At 38.6% G+C, this 23,156-nt stretch carries 19 protein-coding genes (1 of these 19 running past the window's edge); 12 read left to right on the top strand and 7 right to left on the bottom strand.

Translation table 11 applies throughout. From position 1 onward, the window contains the following. Positions 1–40: 40 nt before the first annotated feature. From D1093_RS09155 to D1093_RS09115, 9 genes are all read left to right on the top strand, one after another. Positions 41–1,159: a N4-gp56 family major capsid protein gene (locus D1093_RS09155; RefSeq protein ID WP_120102410.1), complete on the top strand. Its 1,119-nt coding sequence runs from the start codon at positions 41–43 to the stop codon at positions 1,157–1,159. Between the two features lie 81 nt (positions 1,160–1,240). After that, entirely contained in the window at positions 1,241–1,936 is a 696-nt protein-coding gene (locus D1093_RS09150; protein WP_120102187.1) for a phage adaptor protein, read from the top strand. A gap of 861 nt (positions 1,937–2,797) precedes the next feature. Then, positions 2,798–4,261, top strand: coding sequence for a hypothetical protein (locus D1093_RS09145; RefSeq protein WP_120102182.1), 1,464 nt, complete (start codon positions 2,798–2,800; stop codon positions 4,259–4,261). 260 nt (positions 4,262–4,521) lie between these two features. Then, positions 4,522–5,004 (top strand): hypothetical protein, encoded by a 483-nt coding sequence (locus tag D1093_RS09140; protein WP_174767402.1) that lies wholly within the window; start codon positions 4,522–4,524, stop codon positions 5,002–5,004. Next, complete coding sequence (locus tag D1093_RS09135) at positions 5,001–6,140, top strand: tail fiber domain-containing protein (RefSeq protein WP_120102178.1); 1,140 nt, start codon at positions 5,001–5,003, stop codon at positions 6,138–6,140. The genes D1093_RS09140 and D1093_RS09135 overlap by 4 nt, the downstream gene beginning before the upstream one ends. Then, on the top strand, positions 6,137–7,141 hold the full coding sequence (locus tag D1093_RS09130; protein WP_120102176.1) for a phage tail protein: 1,005 nt from the start codon (positions 6,137–6,139) through the stop codon (positions 7,139–7,141). The genes D1093_RS09135 and D1093_RS09130 overlap by 4 nt, the downstream gene beginning before the upstream one ends. A 936-nt stretch (positions 7,142–8,077) precedes the next feature. Then, complete coding sequence (locus D1093_RS09125) at positions 8,078–8,521, top strand: hypothetical protein (protein WP_120102175.1); 444 nt, start codon at positions 8,078–8,080, stop codon at positions 8,519–8,521. A 1,860-nt stretch (positions 8,522–10,381) separates the two neighbouring features. Continuing rightward, complete coding sequence (locus D1093_RS09120; protein WP_120102173.1) at positions 10,382–10,825, top strand: hypothetical protein; 444 nt, start codon at positions 10,382–10,384, stop codon at positions 10,823–10,825. Between the two features lie 1,764 nt (positions 10,826–12,589). After that, complete coding sequence (locus D1093_RS09115) at positions 12,590–13,363, top strand: DUF4167 domain-containing protein (RefSeq protein ID WP_120102171.1); 774 nt, start codon at positions 12,590–12,592, stop codon at positions 13,361–13,363. A gap of 839 nt (positions 13,364–14,202) precedes the next feature. Here D1093_RS09115 and D1093_RS09110 read toward each other — a convergent pair. The 4 genes from D1093_RS09110 to D1093_RS09095 form a co-directional block, all read right to left on the bottom strand. Continuing rightward, complete coding sequence (locus D1093_RS09110; protein WP_120102169.1) at positions 14,203–14,643, bottom strand: hypothetical protein; 441 nt, start codon at positions 14,641–14,643, stop codon at positions 14,203–14,205. 55 nt (positions 14,644–14,698) lie between these two features. Further along, entirely contained in the window at positions 14,699–15,064 is a 366-nt protein-coding gene (locus D1093_RS09105) for a hypothetical protein (RefSeq protein WP_120102167.1), read from the bottom strand. A 931-nt stretch (positions 15,065–15,995) separates the two neighbouring features. Next, a complete protein-coding gene (locus D1093_RS09100) occupies positions 15,996–17,009 on the bottom strand; it encodes a sensor histidine kinase (protein WP_120102166.1) in 1,014 nt (337 codons plus the stop codon). 22 nt (positions 17,010–17,031) lie between these two features. Continuing rightward, positions 17,032–17,826 carry a response regulator gene (locus D1093_RS09095; RefSeq protein WP_078674229.1) on the bottom strand — a complete coding sequence of 265 codons (795 nt, stop codon included), beginning with the start codon at positions 17,824–17,826 and terminating at the stop codon, positions 17,032–17,034. Positions 17,827–17,993: 167 nt separating this feature from the next. Here D1093_RS09095 and D1093_RS09090 point away from each other — a divergent pair, with 167 nt between their 5' ends. The 3 genes from D1093_RS09090 to D1093_RS09080 all read left to right on the top strand — a co-directional run bounded on the left by D1093_RS09090 (position 17,994) and on the right by D1093_RS09080 (position 20,408). Further along, on the top strand, positions 17,994–18,197 hold the full coding sequence (locus D1093_RS09090; protein WP_005774781.1) for a NepR family anti-sigma factor: 204 nt from the start codon (positions 17,994–17,996) through the stop codon (positions 18,195–18,197). A 7-nt stretch (positions 18,198–18,204) separates the two neighbouring features. After that, positions 18,205–18,759, top strand: a complete 555-nt coding sequence (locus D1093_RS09085) for an RNA polymerase sigma factor (protein WP_078674230.1) — start codon at positions 18,205–18,207, stop codon at positions 18,757–18,759. Between the two features lie 224 nt (positions 18,760–18,983). Continuing rightward, positions 18,984–20,408, top strand: coding sequence for a sensor histidine kinase (locus D1093_RS09080; protein WP_120102164.1), 1,425 nt, complete (start codon positions 18,984–18,986; stop codon positions 20,406–20,408). 323 nt (positions 20,409–20,731) lie between these two features. Here D1093_RS09080 and D1093_RS09075 read toward each other — a convergent pair whose 3' ends face one another. The 3 genes from D1093_RS09075 to D1093_RS09070 all read right to left on the bottom strand — a co-directional run. Then, positions 20,732–21,928 carry a metallophosphoesterase gene (locus D1093_RS09075; RefSeq protein WP_120102162.1) on the bottom strand — a complete coding sequence of 399 codons (1,197 nt, stop codon included), beginning with the start codon at positions 21,926–21,928 and terminating at the stop codon, positions 20,732–20,734. Between the two features lie 318 nt (positions 21,929–22,246). Further along, the gene (locus D1093_RS09965; protein ID WP_005775302.1) at positions 22,247–22,384 is read right to left on the bottom strand and encodes a hypothetical protein; all 138 of its coding nucleotides are present in this window, start codon (positions 22,382–22,384) and stop codon (positions 22,247–22,249) included. A 467-nt stretch (positions 22,385–22,851) separates the two neighbouring features. Continuing rightward, positions 22,852–23,156, bottom strand: the end of a protein-coding gene (locus D1093_RS09070) for a M23 family metallopeptidase (RefSeq protein WP_005775303.1). Its footprint extends 1,675 nt past the window's final position; the window shows 305 of its 1,980 coding nt (coding positions 1,676–1,980); its start codon lies beyond the right edge, outside the window; it ends in the stop codon at positions 22,852–22,854.

Below are 23,156 nucleotides of genomic sequence, written 5' to 3'. Positions count from 1 at the left end.
TGCCGGGTTTTTTTATGTCAATAAACTTTTCGAGGATAAAATGACTGTAACTTATATCGGACTCAATGACCCAATGGCAGTGCGCACATGGTCTAAACTTTTAAATCAAGAAGTCTCAAAAGCAATCCCAATTGCACCGTTGATTGGAAATGATTCAAACAGTATCGTACAATTAAAGGATGAAACCACGAAAGCAAGTGGCGATGCCATTAGCTTTAATTTACGTGTCCAGTTGCTCGGTGATGGGGTGAGTGAAGGGCAGACATTGGAAGGCAATGAAGAAGCTTTACAGTTTCTCAATGATCGCTTGGCAATTAATGAACTCGTTCATGCGGTGCGTGTCAAAAATGAGGGCACCATTGATCAACAACGCATTCTCCACGATTTGCGCACAGAAGCAAAAAATGGGTTGGTTGATTGGTATGCGGATCGTCTCAGTATGATGTTCTTCATTCAAGTTTGCGGATATACCGCAAAAACCATTAACTTTGAGGGACGCACAATTACTCTTAAACCCGTTCATTATGGGTTTAATGCCCCAACGGCTCCAACCAATAAACGCGTGGTGCGTCCTCACGATAAAACAAAAGATGAAGACTTAAAAGAAAATGATGTTTTTGATCTTAAACTCATCGATAAAGCTGTTGAACGGGCTAAATTGGCAAATCCTAAAATTAGACCCGTGCGGATCGATGGGGAAAATGTCTATGTGCTTTATCTTCATCCAACCCAAGTGACGCAATTGCGAACCAATACAGATGCGGGACAATGGCTCGACATTACTAAGGCAATCTATAGCGGAAGCCGTATCAAAAATCCGCTCTATGATGGATCTTTGGGAATGTATAATGGTGTCGTTTTACGCGAAGCTGAACATATTACCGAAGGGGTCGAGTCTGGAACGGCAAATAAAGCTGTCCCCAATGTGCGTCGTGCGGTGCTGCTTGGGGCGCAAAGTGCTGTAATCGCTTTTGGGAAAGATCGAGGCGCAACACGCTATAAATTGGTCGAAGAACTCTTCGATTATGAAAGAGAATTCGGGGTCGCGGCAAAAACCATTATTGGAATGAAAAAAACCTGCTTTACCTTGCCAGGAAGTTCGCAAGGGGCTCAGGATTTCGGCACAATCGTTATCCCAACTTATGGAGCGCCTGCTTAAAGCGAATGCTTGCTCACTTCCCCCAACAGATTCTTCTTGTTGGGGGAAAATTTAAAATACTTCCAGAAAAAGGACAGGCTTATGACCGCTTTATCCAGTGATCCTAACAAGCGCGATCTTACACATTCAAACCGCTCGCAAACTTTTGCCTCTATGGTCGCGCTGATTCAAGATGAAATTGACGATACAACAGCTGAATATTCTCTGCAAATTCAAGATTCTATTGTTACAGCTTTGCGCTTGTGTGAACGCGAACCCTTTTTCTTTAATGAAAGGAGAAAAAGCACCTTCAAAACACAAAGTGAAAAAACATGGTATGGACGAGAAGAAGGCGTTTTTATTGAATCAGAAAAGAGTTTGGAAGACGTCTTTTTAGTAACAAAGAATGCAACACCAACAAAGTTGTTCTTTAAGCCCGTTGAAGTGTTGCATCAACAATATGGTAGGCATCCTGAGTTAGGAACGCCATTCTTTTATACCACCCTTGATCAAAAAATAGGACTCTTTCCAACACCAGAAAGTGTCGAAGACGTACAACTTTCGTATACTCCTGTTTATGTTAGCGATGAACAGTTGAAAGAGGACGATAATCCCTGGTTGATTTATGCTTTTGATCTCATTAAAGCACGGGCAAAATATGAACTTTATAAAAATATCCTTAAAGATCCTGAATATGCTGCCGTTTCTTTTAGAGATTTTCAAGAACAGCTTCAAGCTTTGCGTATTGAAACATCCCGTCGAAAAGGTTCCTTAAAAATTCGTCCAATGAATTTTTAAAAGTTTTTTTTCTAATCCTTTATCCTCAGATTGGCGTTGAAAATTAGAGCAGTGCTTATGCCTCGATGAGCTTTGGGAACTGAATTCGTGTTGGTATCTCGATTGGTGCTGAGAACCAGATTGGCTTTGAGGGGCGGGTTTTAAGCGAGGAGCCGCTTCTGAGGGCAGTGGATGTTGATATTTTTTGAATGTATCAACTTTGAGTTGTGTATTGGGGGCATGCTCTCGTTTTAAAGGCTTTTGTGGTTTCAATGAGCAAGCCTTTGTCCCTTGATTATGTTGGACTCTTCAAAAATTTTATAGAGAGTTTTATGGCTTTTTTTCAATACTTGAGGTTGAGGCTGGCATTTAACTGGCATTTAAAGAGTGTGGGTGGTGGATTTTGGTTGGGCGCTGGTGAGAGCTGTGGGCTTGCCATGATCGTGTGGTCTTATTTTTCTCAAGGCGTGTGTCAACTTTGGGTTGTATATTGATGGAATTTTATGCCTTTAAAGTTTTGTTCTAGGGGGGGCTCATCAATCAGCTTTGATGTTTTGAATAACACTAGGCTTTTCAGATATCTTATCTTATCTTATGGAGGCATCTTCTGGGGTGTTTGATGATTTTTTCTTAATCCTTGGGGGTGCCGCTGGCATTTAACTGGCATTTAAAGAGTGTGGGTGGTGGATTTTGGTTGGGCGCTGGTGAGAGCTGTAGGCTTGCCATGATCGTGTGGTCTTATTTTTCTCAAGGCGTGTGTCAGCCTTGGGTTGTATATTTATAGAATTTTGTGCTCTTAGAATTTTAAGGGCTTTTTTTGGTTTCAATGAGCAAGCCTTGGTGTTTTGGCACTGGGTGCTTGAAACATTTTAGGGGGGCTTGATGGCTTTTTTCCCAATCGCTGATTATCGACCCGATGTGGCGGATATCAATGGAATTTTTACCGATGAACTTGTCAATGTGCTCCCGGCGGATGGCTCTTATATCCCTATGCCAAATTTTGAAGCTTTGTCAGAGCCATGTCCGGAGCCCATTTTAGGCGCTCTTGCGGTTAAAACAAAAAATGGCGTTTCTATTCTTGTTGGGACAAGAGAAAAAATCTTCTTGCTGGATAACACAACAATGAAGTGGAAAGATATTAGCCAAAAAGGAAAGGCTTATCTGGCGAATATCGATGCCCCGTGGTCTTTTGCTTTGTTTGGTGATTTTATTATTGCGGTGAATGCTAATGATAAACCACAAGTGATCGATATTATTCATGATAAAACATTTAGAAATTTAGGAGGAAATCCACCACAAGCAGGGATCGTTCGCGTCTGGGGAGATTTCGTTTGTTTGATGAAATTAACCGAACATCCAAGACGGGTGCATTGGTCTGGACTTAATGATGCAGAATTTTGGACCGTGGGGAAAAAAAGCTGTGATTATCAAGATTTTCCTGATGGCGGTTTCGTGCAAGGGGCAACGGAGACAACAAATCCCATTATCTTTATGCGCTCTGCAATCTATGCTGGTTCTTTTATTCCAGGCTCTAAGATTATTTTTAGTTTCCAAAAAATCCACGATAAACGAGGCGCAAAAAATGCTGAATCGATTGTTGGTCGCGGAGATTTGGCATTTTTTGCGGATGAGGGCGGTTTTTATCAAATAACCAATGACGGACAGATTATACCCATTGGCTTTGAAAAAGTGGATCGAACCATGACTGCAAAATCAAGACAGAGTAATCTGTATACCATGTCTGCGGCGATCGATGGCGTGTATAATCGTGTTTATTGGATGGTGGATAGCGATGAGAGCCTCCATAAACGTATCTTGCTCATTTATGATTGGGGATTGCAAAAATGGACAAAAGCTCTCGTGGATATCAAAATGATCCTCCCCATTTTCTTGACGGGAACAACGCTAGAAGGTCTTGATTTTGTGGCTAAGAATATTGATGATTTGTCCTTTTCTCTCGATAGTAAAGCGTGGAAAAATGAATCACCTATTCTGGGCGCATTTGATCAAAAGGGAAGATTGGGGTCGTTTTCTGGTTCTCCTATGGGGTGTGTGGTCACTTCACAAGAAATGGGGCAGACAAATGGCATGATAACACGGGTGAAAAATATTATGCCTCAAGTCAATAGTGGAAAGTTTTATTTGTCTGTGGGAATGCGCTTTCGACAATCTCTTGAAGAAGAAACGGTTTGGTTACCAGAAAAACAGCCTTCTCATAATACAGGACAAATTCATTGTCGCGCAAGGGCACGGTTTTATCGCTTTAAATTGCGCATTCCTGAGGGGATGAATTGGTCTCATGTCACCGGATTTGATGTGGAGTTGATGCCTGCCGGCATGCGATAAGCCAAGTCGTGATAACCAAAGAAACCATGCGATAAGCTATGTCCTTATCTTTAAAGGAATAAGGCGGGGCTGATGCTTTCTTATGATATGGGAAAATAGCTTGCATCATGTTTTTTTTCTATAAAAAGTTTCCTCTTATCTTGTGAAAAAGGGATGATGGGGGATGATGGGGGGGGCTTTTCGGTTTCTTCTTTTTTTTGAAAGGTGGGCGGTAAACATGGAATGGGTGAAGTCTGCCAGGGGGGATGTTCTTAAAGGGGATGCGCGAAAAAGTGAAGAGAGCTAAAATCATGATGCAAGATCGTCAAGATTTGTATTCTGCTCATTTAACAGAGCAATGGCCATGGGAAAAAATAGCGCCTTATCAAGAGGCAATCAATGGGGCATTTAAAAAATATGCACAGCGTTTTCCTGATGATGTTTGTCTGGAAAAAATTGCTGAAGAAATCGCGACAGGACAAGCCCAATTGTGGCTGGTCTTAAAAAATAAAATCCAATTTAGTGCTTTTGCAATAACCAAAGTTGAAAGTGCCCATACGGGGAAAAAATGCGTCGTTCTCTCAGATCTTGCTGGAGAGGGAGGACTGAAACTGGTCAAATTGATTGATGAGGTCGAAAAATGGGCGCGAAAAATCAACGCTGAAGAAATACACATGTTTGGAAGAATTGGATGGGCGAAAAGGCTCGCTCATCACGGATATTCTCGTAATCTTATTCAATATAGAAAGGTTCTGGGGCCATGAGTAGAAAAAAAACACCTCAAGTGCAGACGACAACACAAACAAATGCACCACCCGCTTGGGCGGCGGATATTCTTAAACAAGCCAGTGCGGATGCACAGGGGCTTTATAAGAAAGGAATTGGTGGAAACGTTTATCAAGGAGAGCGCGTTGCAGGTCTTAGCGATATGACAAAAAATGCGCTGTCCGGTTTACAACAAGCCGCAGAGCTTTATGATAATCCTGTGGTAACCCAGTGGTTAAATGCACCAACCAACAGTGCTGCAAATCTTTCCAGTATGGCGAAGGGAAATTGGATGGGAAGTAATAGTAAATTTAATGCTGCATTGCAAAATGCTCTCAATAAAACTTCTGATGCCATTAATCAATCGATGTCTGGGGCGGGGCGTTATGGCTCTGGAGCCCATACCGGCGTGCTTGCTGATGAACTAGGCGCCTTGGCTACAAATGCCGCAGCACAGCAATATAATCAAGATATTAACAATATGATGAATGCAAACCAGATGATTGATCGCGCGCAGCATGATCAAGTGAATGCGGCAAACGCCTATTATCAAGGGCAGAGTAATGTACAAGGAAATGCTCTCAAAGGGGGGATGATTCAAGATCTCAACCGTCAAAATATCTTAGATGCGGAGCGCCAAAAATGGTCAGAAAAAGATAATCAAGATTGGAACCGGTTGGAACGCTTGTTACAGGTCGGAACACAGGCGGCTGGAAATTACGGAACAACTTCCGGAAAATCTACAATAATCCCTTCTGTGACAAAAGATCCATTGCGTGATGCGCAGCAAGTGCTGGGATTGGTTGGAGGAATTCTGGGGCTTTGTGATGTGAGAGCAAAAGAAAATATTATCCTTGTGGGAAAGAAAAAAGGATATTCTCTTTATAGCTTTAATTATAAAGGAAATCCACAACGGTATCAGGGTGTTCTGGCGCAAGAAGTGTTGCGTGTGAAACCGGAAGCTGTCTTTGTCAATGCGAAAACAAAATTACTCCATGTGGATTATGACAAAATAGGGCTGAAAATGAAGAAAATGAAAATCGAAGAAACACCGGCCTCTAAAAATAAAATTCTGGCTTTCTTTTCTTCCGTTTTTGCGCGTCTTTCCTTTTTGCAAAAAGAGTGTCTCCTATGAGTTCGATTTATGATTGGTCAATCATCGCATCAGAAAATGCTTATGTCGATGAGAGTATAAACTGGGCTGAAGGGCAACCGCCAAGTTCAGTCAATGATAGTGCACGTGCTATGATGCAACGTATCAAAGAATATGTTTTGGATAATGGGGGCGTGATTGAAACACAGTTTACGATTGATAACGAGAACAAGAGAACATCCCTTCGTTTGGCGACAAAATCTTTTTTTGAGACCTATATCGATGGCATTGTGGTGCGCTTTAAAGCACAAGGCGTCAATAGAGGAATAACAAATGTTTCTTTAAATCAATTGCCTCCAAGACCAACCTATATGGCAACGACAGAGGGGATTATGCCTTTAAAAGGGGGAGAAATCCAAAAGGGAGGGCTTTATGAACTCGTCTATACGCATGATATTGCTGGGAAAAATGCTGATGGCTGGTTTTTAACCAATCCTACTATAAAACTTCCTGAAATTCCGCCCTTTCCTCCTTTGCCGGAATCTTTTTCACCTGGGTTTATTGGAACTTTTGCCAGTGAAAAAATACCCTCTGGGTGGCTGTTGTGTGATGGGAAAGAATATTCGCGAAAGAGTTATGCCAATCTCTTTGCTGTTTTGGGGGAAATATGGGGAAAAGGAGATGGGAAAACAACATTTAATGTTCCCGATTTGCGGGGAATGTTTTTACGGGGGCTCGATAGTGGAAAAAACATTGATAAAGGACGCCTCTTGGGAAGTCGACAAGAGGAGTCTTTTAAAGCCCATACCCATGAAGGGAAAACAGATTCGACAGGTAAACACCAGCATAGTTTTTCAGAGTCTGAAAACAGAATTTTCGAGGCGGATTGGGGGGATCTTAAAAGGTATGCAGCTCTCACCCTCATTAAAACAACGTTGACAGAACCTGCGGGAGAGCATGAACATAAGATTTTATTGCAAAAAACAGGGGGAGATGAAACACGCCCCATCAATATGGCGGTGGTTTATGCGATCAAAGCCTGAGAATGAAAGCTGAGAGATAAAAGAGAGAGCAAAATGGCTGCAAAATCTTTATGATGAAAAAAAGCCTTATCGAATTTATCGTGCAGAAAGCTTTGAGATGCTCCTGAAAAAAAAATGCGCCCTTAAACCCTCTTGATGATTTTACTTTTTGTCGCACCTTTGTTGGAGATAAAGATCTTTTTGCCTCTTGTTCTTTAGAAAATCAAGGCAATGATCATTGTGGGGAGGGGATCATTGTGGGGAGGGGATCATTGTGGGGAGGGGCTAAAAGAGAGAAGAAAATCCTCCTTCGCTTATAGAGTTTTCATCTAAAAAATCAAAGGTTTTATTCAATCTCTCTTTCTCTTGTGGTGTCGTGATCCATTGTTGAGAGTGCTTCAGTTTAATGCTTTGATGGGCGATGAAAAAGAGCGCAGGGATAGTTTTATTTTTATAATGTCGTAAAAGATCATCATTAAAATACTGTCATTGAAGGTGATGATATCTCGTCAGATCGCTTGATCCATTCAGTATTGAAGATATGAGCAAATCTTCAGTACAGGATTTGCTCGTAGCGCTTTTATGAAATCCTCTTCTTTGAGCTTTAGGAATAGAGAGCATTTGAAGGAGAAATCCAAGCAGAATTCCGCTTGGCAAAAAGCCGTATTGTTTCCAGACTATTGTTTATCGATGGGAATTGTTGAAAGAGCGATTGAGGTTTGCTTTGTTCTGTTGGGAGAAGTCGACAAAGTATGCCATGTCGTTATGCATTTTTTTTGAGGGGGGAGGAGGTAAAATCATCATTTTAGGTGGAAAACAGAAATAATCTAAAAAAAATATTTTGTAAAAATTTTCGATAAAGAAAAACCTATTACGCGGTTGTATAAAAAATGAAAGAACCGTGCAAAGCGAAAAGAGACTCAAAGGCTCCATGGAGCTGTTCAAAAAGGGGGTATAATGGCACTTTTTCCATTTTCTATTGCCGATATTGATGATCCTGAATGTATTCGTGTGGTGCTTTATGCCAGCGGGAGAATGGGCCATGCTCCTTTGAACGCATTGTTGAAAAAAGCATATGAAGATATGACAAAAATTTCAGAGCGTATGGATGCTTTAGAAAAAAAGTTAAAGACTCTCGATCTTGACAATTTCAAACAGAAAAAAAATGCGAAAGAAGATGATCAAAGCATTATGAGTAGTAGTATTGTGAGCGGTGGAATAACCGTACCAAATACTCAAATGAATATACCGGAAATTAAATTAGAACCATCTGTGGATAAGAGAAATTTTTTTTTAGAATTTACATCACTCAAGACCCCAGAAATACACAATTGTGCTGATGATAACATCACTCTTGGATCTTTTAAAGGCTCTTCTTCTTTTGTTAAAAAAGAGAAATAAAAAACAGTGATCATAATAGTATGTATGCGTTGAAGCTATAGATAAAGAGAAATCTTATTACTATCTTTGGTGGGCGTGTCATTGCTATACGTTTGAGATATTTTTAAAAATGTCAAAAATTGATTAAAAAGCGTGTCTTCAGAAACAAGCGGTGTTACAGGAAAGTTTATCGTGATGTTTTTGAAAAAATGAGAGCGTATGATGAGTGCGCATAGGCAAGTCTATAGGGAAGGTTTGGGAGCCCACAGAGCAAAAAAAGCCTTACCCAAATAAAAAACAATGGCAAAAAAGTTTGCAAAAAAAGCTCTTGCAGCCATTTGAAACATTTTGATAATAGAGCACATCTTGGTTTTACATCTATAAAAATTTGCTCTTTTCAAAGAAAAAAATATCAATTTGTGGCAATTTTAGTTGGTTAAACATTCTATAAAAAGAATTTTTAAATTACCAAAAAATCAGAGCAGAGAAAATTATCAATAAAAAAATGCGTGGTATTGTGTCTTTTCTTATCAGGAACAGAAAGGCTGTGTAATTGGAGAAGGCTTCTGTTTTTCCTATCGATAATGCCGTATAAGATAGGGTATACTTATAGGGAAGCAGTTGTTTGTTTATCGTATCTTGCTGATGTCGTAAAATACCATCCTTAAAAATTTGATTTATTCAATCTATTTTGTTTTTTTAGTATGCGTTACTGTAAACGGCCCCGTCAATAAAAAGATATTATCCTTCATATGGTTAGAGAAAGAAGAGAGACAACGGTTTTTTTTCATTCAGATGAATGTGATAAAAAAGTGCGTTTATCGCTCATTCTTTATACTTATCTTTGGATAAGTTTTATAAATATAATTAAAAATCTTGCAATACTATACATTTCGTGTATAAGTATTGATGATTGATTTCTTTTTTATGTTATTTAAATTATATCTCTATTCATAAGCCGCACCATGTAAATGGTGCGGCTTTTTTTTATTGCCTCACAGGTGGAGCGCTTGATCTCTGTTTTTGAGAGAGCTTTGGATATTTTTCTCATAATTCTCATCATGATATTTTGTGAATGATATTTTGTGATGTTTTTTTGTCATGAAATCTCTAAATTCTTTTGCGTTTTTATCACAATAGGGTGAATTTAAAGTGAAAATGCAGGGTTTTGTTTTTTGTTTCTTTGCATTGATTGTCTTCAAGGTTGCTGAAAAGGAGGGGATCTTTGTTCTTTTTTATCTGGTTAACCTACTTATTTATAATAATTTAGCATGATGCAATCTGAATTTAAAACCCTGAGTATCGTAAGGTTCTCTCATTTCAAACCTGTTTAGCTTCAATCAATCAAAATCATTTGTTCGCATCGTATAAGTGGGATTGGCGTGTGGGTAAAAACGGTTCAAGAAAGACATGCTTCTTAGTAGAGTATCTCAAGCGTCAAGGGTTGTTAAAACATTTTAGAGCTGGAAAATAGTGTAATAATGCCGGCTTGCTTCTTCATAAGTGTAAAGATGAAGGTGCAAAATGAATTTTATGGTCGCCGGATTGCTCATGCAACATAAAAAAATAATGAACATTTTTTATCAATCAACGAGTTCTGTCTTAACGAAAATGAATTGTTTACAGAGTGGGCTGGATGAAGAATCTTTGTCTTTTAAGCTGCTGTGAAAAAATGATAATCTCTGCTTCTTTATAAAGGAAAAAGATTTTTCACAAGAATTTTATACGATAAAAAACAGTAAAAATATTAACAATACAGAGAAAAAAGAGTCTTTAAGCGTATTGATCGTTTGCTGTTATACCCTGTATTATGTAAGAAGACACTTCTATCATTTTTTGCTGTAAAAAGCTTCTCTTGGTATGTTTTAAGGTATAGTCTTTATGGAAAAAAGAATCCGCGCAAGACAAAAGGCTTATTTCAAAAGGTTATATCGCAAGATTGCTTTTGTTTGCATGATACTCTTTTGTATCGTGATTTTGTGTTTTGTTTTTGCAAAGGCGATCAGTTATTTTTCTTCTCACAAAAAAATAGCACAACAAGCGCCTGTTGAATTGACTATTCCTGTTTTTGACTTGCGTGTGTATTGCAAGGAAATTTCTGCTTCCGTGACGTCTGATATGAAAAGAGAAGTTTATCAGCATTGCCTTAATTTGGAAAGTGAGGCTTATTTTGCTATTCGCGAAATGTGGGATAAGCTTTCTGATACGGCAAAAAAACAATGTTTGACAAGGGTTCGACCGGGGGATGGAAATTATTTTCTCTTACGAGATTGTTTTCTCAATGAAAAAGAAAGTGAAAAAGGCAGAAAACGCAATTACTTTTAAGCTGTTATACGGAAAGTTAAAAGAATGCGAATTTTGATGAAAAGATAAAAAACGCCTCATTACTCTCTGCCTTTATTACCCATAACCTCTATACCACTAAAATGTATTTATTTTGTACAAGCATTGGTCCATTTAAGGTGTGATCGTATAAGCTATGGAGGATTCTTTAAAGTATTTTAAGGGGTATGGTGCTTTTTCAGGGAATTTTTGTGCGCGTTTCATGTAAGGGAAAGAACAGCGTGGAAAGCCCATTTTGCAACGATGCTGCGTAAATGAGGAAGGCGCTCATGAAATATATAAAACGTTTATGGAGTATATAAAACTTATAAGGCCCCCTCTCTTTTTGTTTCATAAAAGTGCAAGCTAGCGCTCCAAGGTTACGGACAGCCTTTGAGCTTTATAGACAGTTCATAAGAGGTATTTTTAATCTTTCCTTTTGCCGTTTTTACTCTGCGTAGGCTCTCCTTCGCATGTAATGTGCAAGTCAATGAATCTGGATTGATTAAATAGGGAACAGATTGAGGATGAAAAAATCTTACGGTCTGAAGGTTTTTTACTCAATACAAAAATTTAAAACAAAAAAGATGAATGATCTTTATAAATCAATTTATTTGTATGAATTTTAAAAAAATTTCAGATTATACAGATTGGTGTGGAGAAAGAATCCGCTTCCTTTGAGGGGGCATAAGCCAACAGGGATAACAAAGGCGGCAATAGATATGATAAAACTGAGTAAAAACATTTCTTTCTTTGCGAGGGTATAAACTTCAAGGTTGTTTTATGCCTAAAGCGTTCTATGGGGTTTTGCTATGGAGCTTATTCTATCTCCCCCAGTTTTCTTGATAAGATTAGGATAAGAGAAAAAATGCGTGATATTATTCATATGGATAGACTTTGAAGAGACATTTTTTTTAAGAAGAATCCGATTTTTAAGAAAGTGTAACATATTAGTCTCTTTTTTAAATAATTTGATATTTTTTGTATTTAACTATTTATTTTTTTGCTCAATTTGTTATCAATGAGGAGGGGGGATTAACTTAAAAATCTATGGGATTAAAATAGAAATTAAGAGGATCGTTGGCATGTTTGAGAAAGAAGAGTGGTCTTTTGATGATTATAGGGCTTGAATAATCTTTCATATTAATCTATCTATAAGAGTCTTAAGAGATTTTGTGAAGCGATCGTGAATTATCGCTCGCAAGGGGTTGCTTTAGCGGTGAAGAAAGGCTATATTCATAAAATAAAGAGGTTCGCGCAATGACTCGTTAGGGCAGAGGTGCTTATGAGTTTAAGGCTCGAGGGGGGAAGGAATATCGGCGTTTTTAGGAGCGGTGGTTTTAGAGCAAAAAGTGGTTTTAGGGCAGAAAAAGGGAAGCTTCCCATGTTCTCTGGTAGGAGTTTGTTCTTTGTGAATTTGTTCCTTGTCAGGTATGTTCTATATGTGTTCTCCTTTTTGTTTTCCACAAGGTAGTTATTTTTTTAGTGAAATATGGTTTATTTTAAAAAAAACACTTGGCATTTTATGTGAACATCACTAGGTTTCTGCTGGTTGACAGAGAAAGAGGGAATTTTTGATTTACAATTTCCCTGCTGTTGGGTGATTTTCAAGAAAACATGTGCTTTTATCAATATCAGTAGGGTTCGTTTGAGTGAAATAAAACGCGGATAGCTTGATAACCGTATGTTAAACATGAGCAGCATGATCAAAAAATAATGCAATGAAGAAGAGTCAATTAAGACACACACTCCAATAAAGGGATAAAGATGAGGCCACAACAAAATAGACGGGTACGCGGTCGCAATAATAACAATAATGGTAATAACAATAATAATCGTCGCGGTCCTAATCCGTTGTCTCGCAATTATGAAAGTAGCGGTCCGGATGTTAAAATTCGCGGAAATGCTCAGCAAATTGCCGATAAATACATCAGCCTTGCGCGGGATGCACAAGGGGCGGGGGATCGTGTGATGTCCGAGAATTATTTACAACATGCCGAGCACTATTTGCGGATTATTTTAGCTGCAGCTGGGCAAATGGCTCAATCAGCTCGACGTGATGAAACGCGTGGTGATGAAAATCGTGATGAAAACAATGGACAAGAATGTAGTGAAAGTGATCCTGAAGAGCAAAAAACAGAGGCTATCGCGTGTGACGCAGATGGATTGCAGAACACAGATGGATTGCAGAAAAAGTCGCAGAAAAATGGTCATGGTTCATATGTCGAAGCACAAAATGCTAATGCGCGTGAAAATGCTGTCGAGGCTCTATCGGATGAGAAAACAGATCAGGAGAATGGTTGCTCTGTGGAAAATGGTGAACCGGTTAAGAAAACACGTCGTTCTCCCCGCCGGCGTACGGTACGGACTAAAGAGCAAGCATCTCTTGAGCTTTCACTGACTACAGCAGAAAATTCAAAAAATGGCGATGTGTCAACTTCAACAGAAGAGGTCTCTGCTTTACCGGGATTAAGTGAGGGAATACAGAGAAAAACCCGCCGTCGCCGTGTGGTCAATCTTGAAGCAGAGGAAAATGTTTAAATTCTTCAAGTAAGCTATGTTAAGTGTTTAATGGTGCTTTTGATCTAAGAATGTGTAAAGGTGCGATTTTTTGCACTTTCTTTGAGTTTTTATTCTTTACGTTTTTATGAATAATAGTCGCCAATAGGGGAGATGTGGCTAAGAAGATTATCTCTTAGCTTTAAGTGGGGCGGCTTGGAAGAGATGAGGGGGATGGAGAAAATCCGCATTTGTGTATTTTAGTTTGTGTATTTTAAGAGGCCGTTCTTTTATAAAGAATAGATTGCTTTGTTTATGCGCGTGTGGTGTTTAATCTTTCTCAATCTACTCAGCCTATTTTACTACCGGAAAGCTACACTGTGAAAGCCATCAATTGCTTTTGCTAAATAAAAGGTGCAAACTGGGCATTCTTGCTTTTATTCTCAATGTCGCAACGGCTTTTCCTTTGGCTTTTGAAGCAGTTCATAAAGAGCTTTTTATGCATAGGCTTCTTTGGTGTGATGTGTGAGGAAATGCTTTTGATAAGCTTCATCATGAAGAGCGGTGGAATGAGAGAATCTTAAGGTATTTGAAGCACTCGTTTGGCATGCAAAAATAAAGGGTTATTATAAATTAATAGGTTGAACTTTCGTCCTCAAGAAGGGGTGTTTCTTGCACTTTCATTTGAGTTTTTACAGGCAATATCCATTTTCTTAAAAATGGGAATGCATTGACTTGAAAAGTAGCTCCTTTATCTCGATGAGGCGAGAGGAGACGGAGAAAAACCACCATCTGCTCAAGTAATCCTATCTTGAAGTGCCCCCACCTTGAAGCTGAAGACAATGTTTAAACCCCAAGAATGGTTTTGTCAGCCGGTGATGTTATTGACTTGCTTCATGAGGTATTGCCGTTGATATTTCTTCTATTGTTTCAATAGAAAGAACGGCAATCAGTGCACCGGTATGATAATTGTAAATCATCAATTTTGTTTGCCCCTCAGGGGTTAACGTCTTTAGAACAATATTGTCTTCTGAGAGGCTTTGCGACAAAATCTGTGTTTTTTTCGGTAGGGAGAGCGTGTGGTGGATAACGTGTGGATTTTTGCTGTGAGAGGAAGAGAGCTCTGTTTGTTTTAGCGCTGATCCCGTTGTAACTTTATAAACGATTAAAAATAGGACGGTTAGAATGAGGAAGAGCGTTATTAAAACGGAAATCATCATTAAACCCATCAATTTTTTTCTCACTCGTTCTACAGCAGGATCTAAGGGGAGATCTTGGGGGTGAGAATTTTGCTCTGTGTGAGGGGCTTTTGAGGAGGGCATTGGCTTGTTTATCCATCATGTCTTCTATTGATTATTTTCTGATGGGTTTATGCGTTTAAAGTTTTTTGTGCAAGAGGTTTGTGGAAGAAGAACGCAGAAGAGAAGGCAATGTTGGTAAAATGTCTTCTTTGTGGACTGTTGATCTCTTGTCATTGACATTTTGGCTTTTAAGCAGAAAATTTCCGTGGTTTGTTACAGACCAGATCAATTTTACTTTTTGTTGATGTAATTGGGGGTGTATGTTTATACATTGGGCAAAAACTTGCTGTCCATAAAATGCAGACTTTTTTATGGATGGCACCATGGCTTGCTCACAGGCTTGAGCCGTTGGGTAGATTTTAGCCATGGTATTGTTGGAATAACAACTGTTAAAATCATCCGTACATGAAACCAATAAGAGAATAAAAATAAGGGGATTCATAAAATATTTCCCAAATGAGCGGTTGATAGCGTGGGTTCCAATTTTTCAGCCTAGGGTCTCTTCATTGTTAAACGTTTTTAACGTTTTTTTGTTCCAAGCGGTTCCAAAATTTTCCAAATTGAATCACTCAAAATCATTGGCTTGCACCGCATAAAAGCCAAGCTTTTGGAGAAAACTGGTAAGGGGACGATTTGAAAAAAAACACTCAAAATAGCGCTGGTGAATGCTCTTTCATATCAAAGGTTTGTTGTACGGGAAAATATAATGGATTTGTTGTATCGCTGGGTATAATGATGTCCAATGGCGTTTTTTAGCGCGTAAGGGCTATGAAGGGCTTGGTGGCTCACTTTATGGGGGAGAAGATTTTGTTGACAGGCGCTGTTTTGAAATGAACTTGAAAATATTGAGAAATATTAAAAAAGTGCGTGAAGGGAAAAGGGATTTTCTGTTTTGGATGTTGTCTTTTGTGTGAAGAGGAGGATTTAGAATGCGGTCAATAAAAACATTAGAATTGTGTCATTTTTATTGGTTTATTGATTTTGTCATAGATGCTTTAAGCTCAGTCAAACTCTGAAGCGTGATGGTTGGCTTTAATCCTTAAAATTTCATCATTTTTCCAAAATAAAAAGGTCTGCACAGGGCAAAAATGACACACGAACATTATACAAAAAGACAGGGGGATAGGTCTGCTCTGATGGGGTATATAAAAAACTGAAACGGCTTGTTCTTCACTGTTTTGGTTTCTGTTTTAGAAGAAGAGGCTGTGATGGGAGGGATGGGGCGTTGAGGGATAGCAGGAAGGGGCTTTTATTGCGGATTTTCGTTGTTACGGTTTTTTGCGAGGGGAAAAATATCTTTGGGCTGAAGAAAAAGGCCTCAAAAGATTAGAAATTTTCCTGAAGAGAGGAATTTACGGTTTAAAAGGCTTCTTTTAAGAAAAAAGATCAAAATACGTATCAGGAACAGAAAGGCAATAAACAATCCCTTCTTTTGTCCATTTGAAAGAAGCTGAACCATTGACAGAAATGGGAACAATTTTTTCGAGAACCGCACTGCCAAAACAAGCTTTTTTATCATTTGCCGGAAGGGCGCCGGATTCAAAGTGTTCATTCCAAGTGATGCGTAGATGCGTTTTGCCATTCAGTTGTGTCTCGATTTCACAGCGTACATAGACATGGCCCTTTTCTTGGGAAAGGGCTCCAAAAGAAAGAGAATTGACAATCAATTCATGAAAAGCCAAACCAATATGCAAAGCGGCATTGGGAAAAAGATAAGGATCAACACCTTCAAGTGAAAAACGTTCTGTTTCTTTTATTAAATAGCCAAACGCTTGCGTTTGGACCAATTCACGAAATTGGGCGCCTCGCCAATCAGAATCGGTGATCAGATCTTGAGAATGAGAAAGAGAATGAAGACGACCTTGAAATTTGCGTAAAAAAACCTGAAGGGATTCCGTATAGCGGGCCGTTTGGCTCGCAATACTTTGAATGATCGCTAGAAGATTTTTAGAACGGTGGCTGACTTCTCGGAGAAGAATTTTAAGCACTTGTTCACGGCGGCGTAAGCCGGAAATATTAACACCGGTGGTAATAATACCAATGATGTCTCCGTTGTCATTGCGGTGGCAATCAATAGAAAATTTGTACCAAATCTCTTGTTTACTCGTATCTTCAAAACGTGCTTCAACGGTTTGCATTTTGCCACTGGCTAAAACCTGCAGTTTAATGGTTTCCATATTGTCTGCAAGGTCAAGCGAAAAAAAGTCGCTGTCACGACACCCAACCCGCCATTTATGGTGCAAATGGTGTGGCAAGTTTTCAGCCCATAAATAAACTAGATTTGTTGCCTGATAGAGAACACAAATATCAGCACCTCGAATCGCTTGCATGAGTGCGCTGATATGAGATCTATCCATAGGAGGCTTTGAAAGAGGCGTAACGATCATAATGGAAAAGGTTTACTTTGCTCTAAGCTGCTTTAGAAGCATTCTCTTGAAAAAATAAAGCCTGCGAAATAAGCGCTTTCACCATATCTGGATTAAAAGGTTTGGTCACTAAAAAAGTCGGTTCTGGACGCTCGCCGGTCAATAACCTTTCCGGAAAAGCCGTGATGAAAATCACCGGGATACGATCATTTTTCAAAATCTCATTGACCGCATCAATGCCTGAACTGTTATCGGCTAACTGAATATCCGCTAGAATCAACCGTGGCTTTTTCTTATGATACATGATCACAGCTTCATCACGCGTGCGTGCTATGCCTACAACATGATGACCTAAGCTTTCTACCATTTGCTCAATATCGAGTGCAATAAGAGGTTCATCTTCAATAATCATCACTTGTGTGGCAATTTGTTGAGAAATATCAATCGAGGCTTGGGTAAGAAGCTTACGAAACTCTTTCGTATCTAGATCCATGATTTCGCTGGCTTCTTGTTCATTAAATCCTTCAACGGCAATGAGCAAAAATGCTTGGCGGGCACGGGGTGTCAGATAGGATAATTTGGCACTGGTTTTTTGTTCAATTCCAAATTGTGGCAGAGGTTCAGGGATATTCGGGGTGGTTTGGTCAAAAAGATGGCAAAAAAGCCAATAGGTCCCAATCCGGTCACTGGATGCTTTGGGAAAAATAGAAATGTCGGCAATGAGCGCTTCCAACATCGCTGATACATAAGCATCGCCAGAGGATTGGCTCCCGGTAACAGAACGGGCAAAACGCCGAAGATAGGGAAGATGCGGGGCAATGCGCGTGGATAATGACATAATTTATAACTCCTTTGACCTTTAAAGCATTTTGTTGGTTGAAATTCTCAACAGATAAAAAAGTTCCGATTTGTATGGAACTTTTTGCCCACAGCCATATTTACAACCATAAGGCGAAAAAATTCTTCGCGGTGCTACTTATATTATATGGATTAGGGGGATGAAAAATGAACGACCGTGATGAAAAAAATCTCACCACACCCTTTAAAGTTGGAGATGATCTTCTCGGGGCTAACAGTGAGATAGCACGGAAATTACGCCAATTTTACATGGAAATTCAAGAAGAAGCGCTACCACGGCGTTTGCTCGAGCTTTTAGAAAAGTTGGAGCGCGCAGAGCAATTTGCTTTAAACAATGTGGAAAAGGTTTGAACCCTTTATGTCAAAATGCGCTAAAAACTTTAAACAAGAACTCCTTTTGGTGTTGCCGGCTCTGCGTGCTTTTGCGGTTTCTTTAAGTGGCAAGCATGATAAAGCCGAAGATTTGGTCCAAGATACGGTGATGAAAGCATGGGCTAAACAAAAGTCTTTTGAGATGGGAACTAATCTTAAAGCGTGGCTTTTTACGATTTTGCGCAATGAATTTTATAGTCAAATGCGCAAAAAGGGAAGAGAAGTTCAAGATACCGACGGTGTATTTACCCAAAATGTTGCGGTTCATCCTTCTCAATATGGAACGCTTGATTTGCAGGATTTTAAAAAAGCCTTAAATCTGCTTTCAGCTGATCAAAGAGAAGCCATTATTCTGATTGGGGCATCGGGATTTTCTTATGAGGATGCTGCAGCTATTTGTGGCTGTGCTGTTGGAACCATTAAAAGTCGTGTAAGTAGGGCGCGTCATCGATTACAGGAGCTTCTTCATGTCGATGGTGAGTCCGATTATGGGCCTGATTCTTATTCTGCTGGGAGTACATTGTGTTCATTTAACGGCTAAAAAAGCATAATAATTATGATGGATAGCCTTGTTTTTTTTATTCTCGTTATAGCTATTACAGTAAAGTCAGTATCTGAGAAAATTCAGAATGTTTGACGTGTATCCTTTGGAACACAAGAAAAGCCTGTATGAAACACTCTCATAGGCTTTTGGTGTTTGTTCCATAAGGTTGCCTTCCTTTGTACTGAAAAATGACGACTTTCAAGTTCGCCAATGGAAATTCTATGACAACAAAAACAAATTTGCTGCCTCAAATGCCTTCTTCTGATGCAACGATATCACGCTGGCGATGGGCAGCAATTGTTGTTTCCCTTGTGATGGCTCTTTTAGCATCGGTTTTTATTATGTTGCTTTCCAATGCCGTTGATCGAGAAGTTGCCCAGTTAAATACAAGTTCAGAATTGCGCGAACAGGCTGATTTGGTGCTGATCAGCCTGATTGATATGGCTGTTGCTGATCGTAGTTATGCAAAAACCCGAAAGCCAGAAGATAAAATACGCTTTGAAAATGCAGAGCGGGAATTGGGAGATATTCTTGATTATATCGAACTTATTGTTTATGCGCATCCACAATGGGATGAATGGTTTAAGGCTTTTAAAGGCGAGGTTGAAGCACGAAAAGCATTTATGAATGCCCATATGCAGGCGCTTGACACAGTTCCTGATCAATCTTCTCAACCTTCTGTGTCGTTGGATGTTTCGAGGATTCCTGTGGCTCGTTTAGCGCAATTGATGACAAGTTTTATTAATGGTGATGATGTGGTGCGACAAAAACAGCGTGAGGGTATCGCATTGATGCGGGCTGCTTTAACATTGGCAGCGATCGTTTCTGTCGTGAGTACTTTTATTTCTGCCTATTTTGTGATTAATCGTTTTCATCGTGATGTGCGTTCTTTAAAATTGTATCAATTGCTACTTCATAGCGAAAATGCTGCTCTTGAAGCTCGTGTGAAAGAAAGAACCCAAGAATTAGAAAAAGCGCGTAATCACGCTGAGAAAGAACGCCAACGAGTTGAAATATTGTTGCAAGATGCAAGCCATCGCATTGGCAATTCTCTGGGGACGGTGTCTTCTTTGCTAGGGCTTCAATTAAGTCGGAGTAAAAATGAAGAAGTCCGTTCTGTTTTAGGCGCTGCACGGGATCGTATTCAGACAATTTCCACAGCCCATCGTCGTTTGCGCTTGAGTGATGATATGGAAACAACTCTCTTGGCCGATTTTCTCAGTTCTGTTGTGCATGATGTCGAACTGGCAGTTCCTTTTGAATTGCGTGAAAACATTACCATTCACACGAACTTTAAAGATTGTCGATTGTCTTCAAGAGATGCAACAACACTTGGAATTATCCTTGGTGAATTGTTGACAAATTCCTTAAAACATGCCTTTCCCTCTCAACGAGAGGGGCATATTTATATCTCTTTTGGTCCTGAGGCAAATGGACAATTGATGCTTATTGTCGAAGATGATGGCGTGGGGATGAAAAGCCAAACTTTAGAACAAAAAACGGGACTTGGGCGTGTGGTTGTGGAACAGCTCTGTATGCAATTTGGTGAAAAACCTCTTTTTGAAACTTCTGCTTTAGGGGGCACAAAGATCGTCATTCCTTTGCCAAAACTTAGCACGAAGAGCTCAAAAAAAATCTCTGACTAATTTTTAAAAGGCGTAAATTTTTTCTGTTTGTTCGTTTTTAAGAGAAGAAAATAACATAATACGTTTTCGCGAAACCATCACTATTCATATAAAAGCTGCTTGTTTTCAGGAGATGCAACACATTTGGAATTACCCTTGGTGAATTATTGACCAAATTCTTAAAATATGCTTGTTCTGATCATCGTCTCCTTCATATTTATATCTCTTTTGGCTCTCAGCCAAATGGACAATCGTTATTCATTATAAAAGAGATAGTGTGGGGATGAAAAGCTAGGTTTTGATTATTTGATTTTTGAACAACAACAGTTTGGTGAAAAGCCCCTTTATAAATTACTACAACTCTCAAAGAATTCTATATTGGTGCCTATCATGCCTAAATCTTCGATCAAAGTAGGTTTTCCGGTTATGCCATTATAAGCTTTAACATGGATATTCTTTCCCTGTACCGTGATGTGATAATAGTCTCCTCTAAAGAGTGCTCCTGATGTGTAGACAGGTATATTGCCGAAAACTTTATCATCTTGTGCACGACAATAAGTTTGAAAATGCCTATGACCAACAAAGATTGCTTTAACATTATGAGAGGTAATGATTGATTTAAAGACCGACAGACTTTGAGCATTTTGGGGGTTAATAAAATGAGAAGAATTATTAGGAAAAAATGCTTTTGCATCGTGGAAATTTATAACAGTGATTTTCCCTCTTGCATCAGCAGCAGCTAAATCTTTTTTTAGCCAATCCAAAGAGCTCTTAACATGGATAATCATATCCCTTTGTTTCAGATTAACTGTATAAGTTGGATAATTGTGAAGTTGTACGTAGTGAATATCTCCATAATCCCACGAGTAGCCAAAACTTCCTTCTATAGAACGAACAGATTTGTTAGAAGGGTTGGTGACCTCCGTGATGTCTTGATTGAAATGGGGGAGTTCGTCCTCGTATTTTTTGATTTCTTTGATCATTCTAGAGACGGCGTCTATAGCACATGCATCACCTGAAGAATTCTTATCTTCAGGAATTATACAATAACCGATATTATTCGCATAATCATGATTTCCAAGCCCTTCATAAACAGGAGAGCCAAGGTTTTTGTATGTATTGGTATAATCTTCGTAGGTTTCTATACGACCAAACTCCGTTAAGTCACCATTGACGATATAAAACGTCGGTTTTTGTGATTTTATTGCTTTTGCAACTTTCTTGTTTTTCTTAAGCCATAGGACTTTGTTTGTTTTGTTGTTAGGATCACCATAATCCAAACGCCATGCTTGCGGATCACTCATGATGATCACAGTATAGTTTTTGGGTGAGGTTTTCTTCGGGCTATTTGAAGATTTTTGGGCATTATGATGAGAATCAATTTCGTCAGTTGAGCGATGGTTTAAATTTCCGAATTTGGTTTTTGATTTTGTCACCTCATGAGGTTTATTTGAAATTTCCTTTTCTCCTCCAATAGTATAATTTGTATAACTCAATATTGATAAAAAAATAATACTTATATTTGTATATTTATATTTCATCAAATTAGCCCCTCAGTTATTTGATAGTTTTCTATTTACAATAATATATTGTAATATACTATAAAATATTTTTTATTAAATAGAATTTGTATTACAAGCTTTTAAATCCGATATATATTTATTTTGGGGTAATTTTCGTTATTAAGAGCCCTTTATTTTGTTTATTGAGAGACGTGCAATTGTCTTTTGATTTTTTCTTGTTCAATTTCTTTATGGTTAAAGCTTCCTTTCTCGTTGTGCATTTTCCTTTTCTTCAATCTTAACTGAAATAACAGAAATTATTAGATTTTTAGCTCCATTCTTATTTGCTGAATAATTTTACAATTTTTCTGATTGCATTTTTGAGACTGTTACACCATTTTGCGTGTGATAAGGTGTCGCTATCGCTTTTTCAGAGATAAAAAAGAAAGGAACCAAAGCTATAATAATAATTATGTTTATTATTGCAGCTTTCATAAACTTAATCCTTTTTAATTATTTATTATCGTTGTATTATAAAATATAAAATAATTTTATACAATATGTGTTTTACATATTTTACATTTATGAAAATTTCAATTAAAAATTTAAGAAGGCAAATTTTATATTATTTATTTGTTGTTTGTAGAAAAATTTAAACTTTGTTATTCCTCATGATCTTTTTCGATATAGAGAAGAATGCGCTTTTCAGATTCTTGATAGAATATATAAGGGAAGAGTCACTATTTTTCTTTATAATTTCACCTTTACGTCTTGATAAGGCAATAGAGCTTATGCCTATTTTAAACATTGCTCTATTTTTTTTGTGTATCCGTTTTCTTTAAACTATTCTTAAGCGCGGAAATCCCTTTGAGGTCTTTTAAACTCTTAGGTTTTTTTTGAAAGACTTTGAAAATGCTGTTAAGCTTTTGTGAGAAAGACACTTGCACGGTGCTTTTCATGCTTTAAGTTTCTTCAGAGGGTCTTATCGGGCTGTTGATTAAGGAATCAATATTGTTTTTTTCTTGTAAGAATGTTTGCAGGTCTTGATTGGTTAAGGCTTTGCTATCAGGTATACGGATACGCATGGGATCAACTTTGACGTCATTGACGATGATTTCAAAATGACAATGGGGACCGGTTGCCATCCCTGTTGTTCCAACATAGCCGATGACCTGTCCTTGTCGTACTTTCACGCCTGGTTTTATATCTGGTGCATAACGGCTTTGGTGTGAATAACTGCTGACATATCCATTCGCATGTTGAATTT

It is taken from the genome of Bartonella kosoyi, from assembly GCF_003606325.2.
Taxonomy (GTDB): Bacteria; Pseudomonadota; Alphaproteobacteria; order Rhizobiales; family Rhizobiaceae; genus Bartonella; species Bartonella kosoyi.
Note: the sequence above shows the minus strand (reverse complement) of the source record. Positions and strands in the feature narration are given on the sequence as shown.

What these genes read in the sequence shown, in the direction of transcription:
- D1093_RS09075 (WP_120102162.1), bottom strand. Translation starts at nt 21,928, where the DNA reads ATGAAATATAAATATACAAATATAAGTATTATTTTTTTATCAATATTG.
- D1093_RS09965 (WP_005775302.1), bottom strand. Translation starts at nt 22,384, where the DNA reads ATGAAAGCTGCAATAATAAACATAATTATTATTATAGCTTTGGTTCCT.
- D1093_RS09135 (WP_120102178.1), top strand. Translation starts at nt 5,001, where the DNA reads ATGAGTAGAAAAAAAACACCTCAAGTGCAGACGACAACACAAACAAAT.
- D1093_RS09130 (WP_120102176.1), top strand. Translation starts at nt 6,137, where the DNA reads ATGAGTTCGATTTATGATTGGTCAATCATCGCATCAGAAAATGCTTAT.
- D1093_RS09080 (WP_120102164.1), top strand. Translation starts at nt 18,984, where the DNA reads ATGACAACAAAAACAAATTTGCTGCCTCAAATGCCTTCTTCTGATGCA.
- D1093_RS09155 (WP_120102410.1), top strand. Translation starts at nt 41, where the DNA reads ATGACTGTAACTTATATCGGACTCAATGACCCAATGGCAGTGCGCACA.
- D1093_RS09125 (WP_120102175.1), top strand. Translation starts at nt 8,078, where the DNA reads ATGGCACTTTTTCCATTTTCTATTGCCGATATTGATGATCCTGAATGT.
- D1093_RS09105 (WP_120102167.1), bottom strand. Translation starts at nt 15,064, where the DNA reads ATGAATCCCCTTATTTTTATTCTCTTATTGGTTTCATGTACGGATGAT.
- D1093_RS09100 (WP_120102166.1), bottom strand. Translation starts at nt 17,009, where the DNA reads ATGATCGTTACGCCTCTTTCAAAGCCTCCTATGGATAGATCTCATATC.
- D1093_RS09145 (WP_120102182.1), top strand. Translation starts at nt 2,798, where the DNA reads ATGGCTTTTTTCCCAATCGCTGATTATCGACCCGATGTGGCGGATATC.
- D1093_RS09090 (WP_005774781.1), top strand. Translation starts at nt 17,994, where the DNA reads ATGAACGACCGTGATGAAAAAAATCTCACCACACCCTTTAAAGTTGGA.
- D1093_RS09120 (WP_120102173.1), top strand. Translation starts at nt 10,382, where the DNA reads ATGGAAAAAAGAATCCGCGCAAGACAAAAGGCTTATTTCAAAAGGTTA.
- D1093_RS09115 (WP_120102171.1), top strand. Translation starts at nt 12,590, where the DNA reads ATGAGGCCACAACAAAATAGACGGGTACGCGGTCGCAATAATAACAAT.
- D1093_RS09140 (WP_174767402.1), top strand. Translation starts at nt 4,522, where the DNA reads ATGCGCGAAAAAGTGAAGAGAGCTAAAATCATGATGCAAGATCGTCAA.
- D1093_RS09110 (WP_120102169.1), bottom strand. Translation starts at nt 14,643, where the DNA reads ATGCCCTCCTCAAAAGCCCCTCACACAGAGCAAAATTCTCACCCCCAA.
- D1093_RS09085 (WP_078674230.1), top strand. Translation starts at nt 18,205, where the DNA reads ATGTCAAAATGCGCTAAAAACTTTAAACAAGAACTCCTTTTGGTGTTG.
- D1093_RS09150 (WP_120102187.1), top strand. Translation starts at nt 1,241, where the DNA reads ATGACCGCTTTATCCAGTGATCCTAACAAGCGCGATCTTACACATTCA.
- D1093_RS09095 (WP_078674229.1), bottom strand. Translation starts at nt 17,826, where the DNA reads ATGTCATTATCCACGCGCATTGCCCCGCATCTTCCCTATCTTCGGCGT.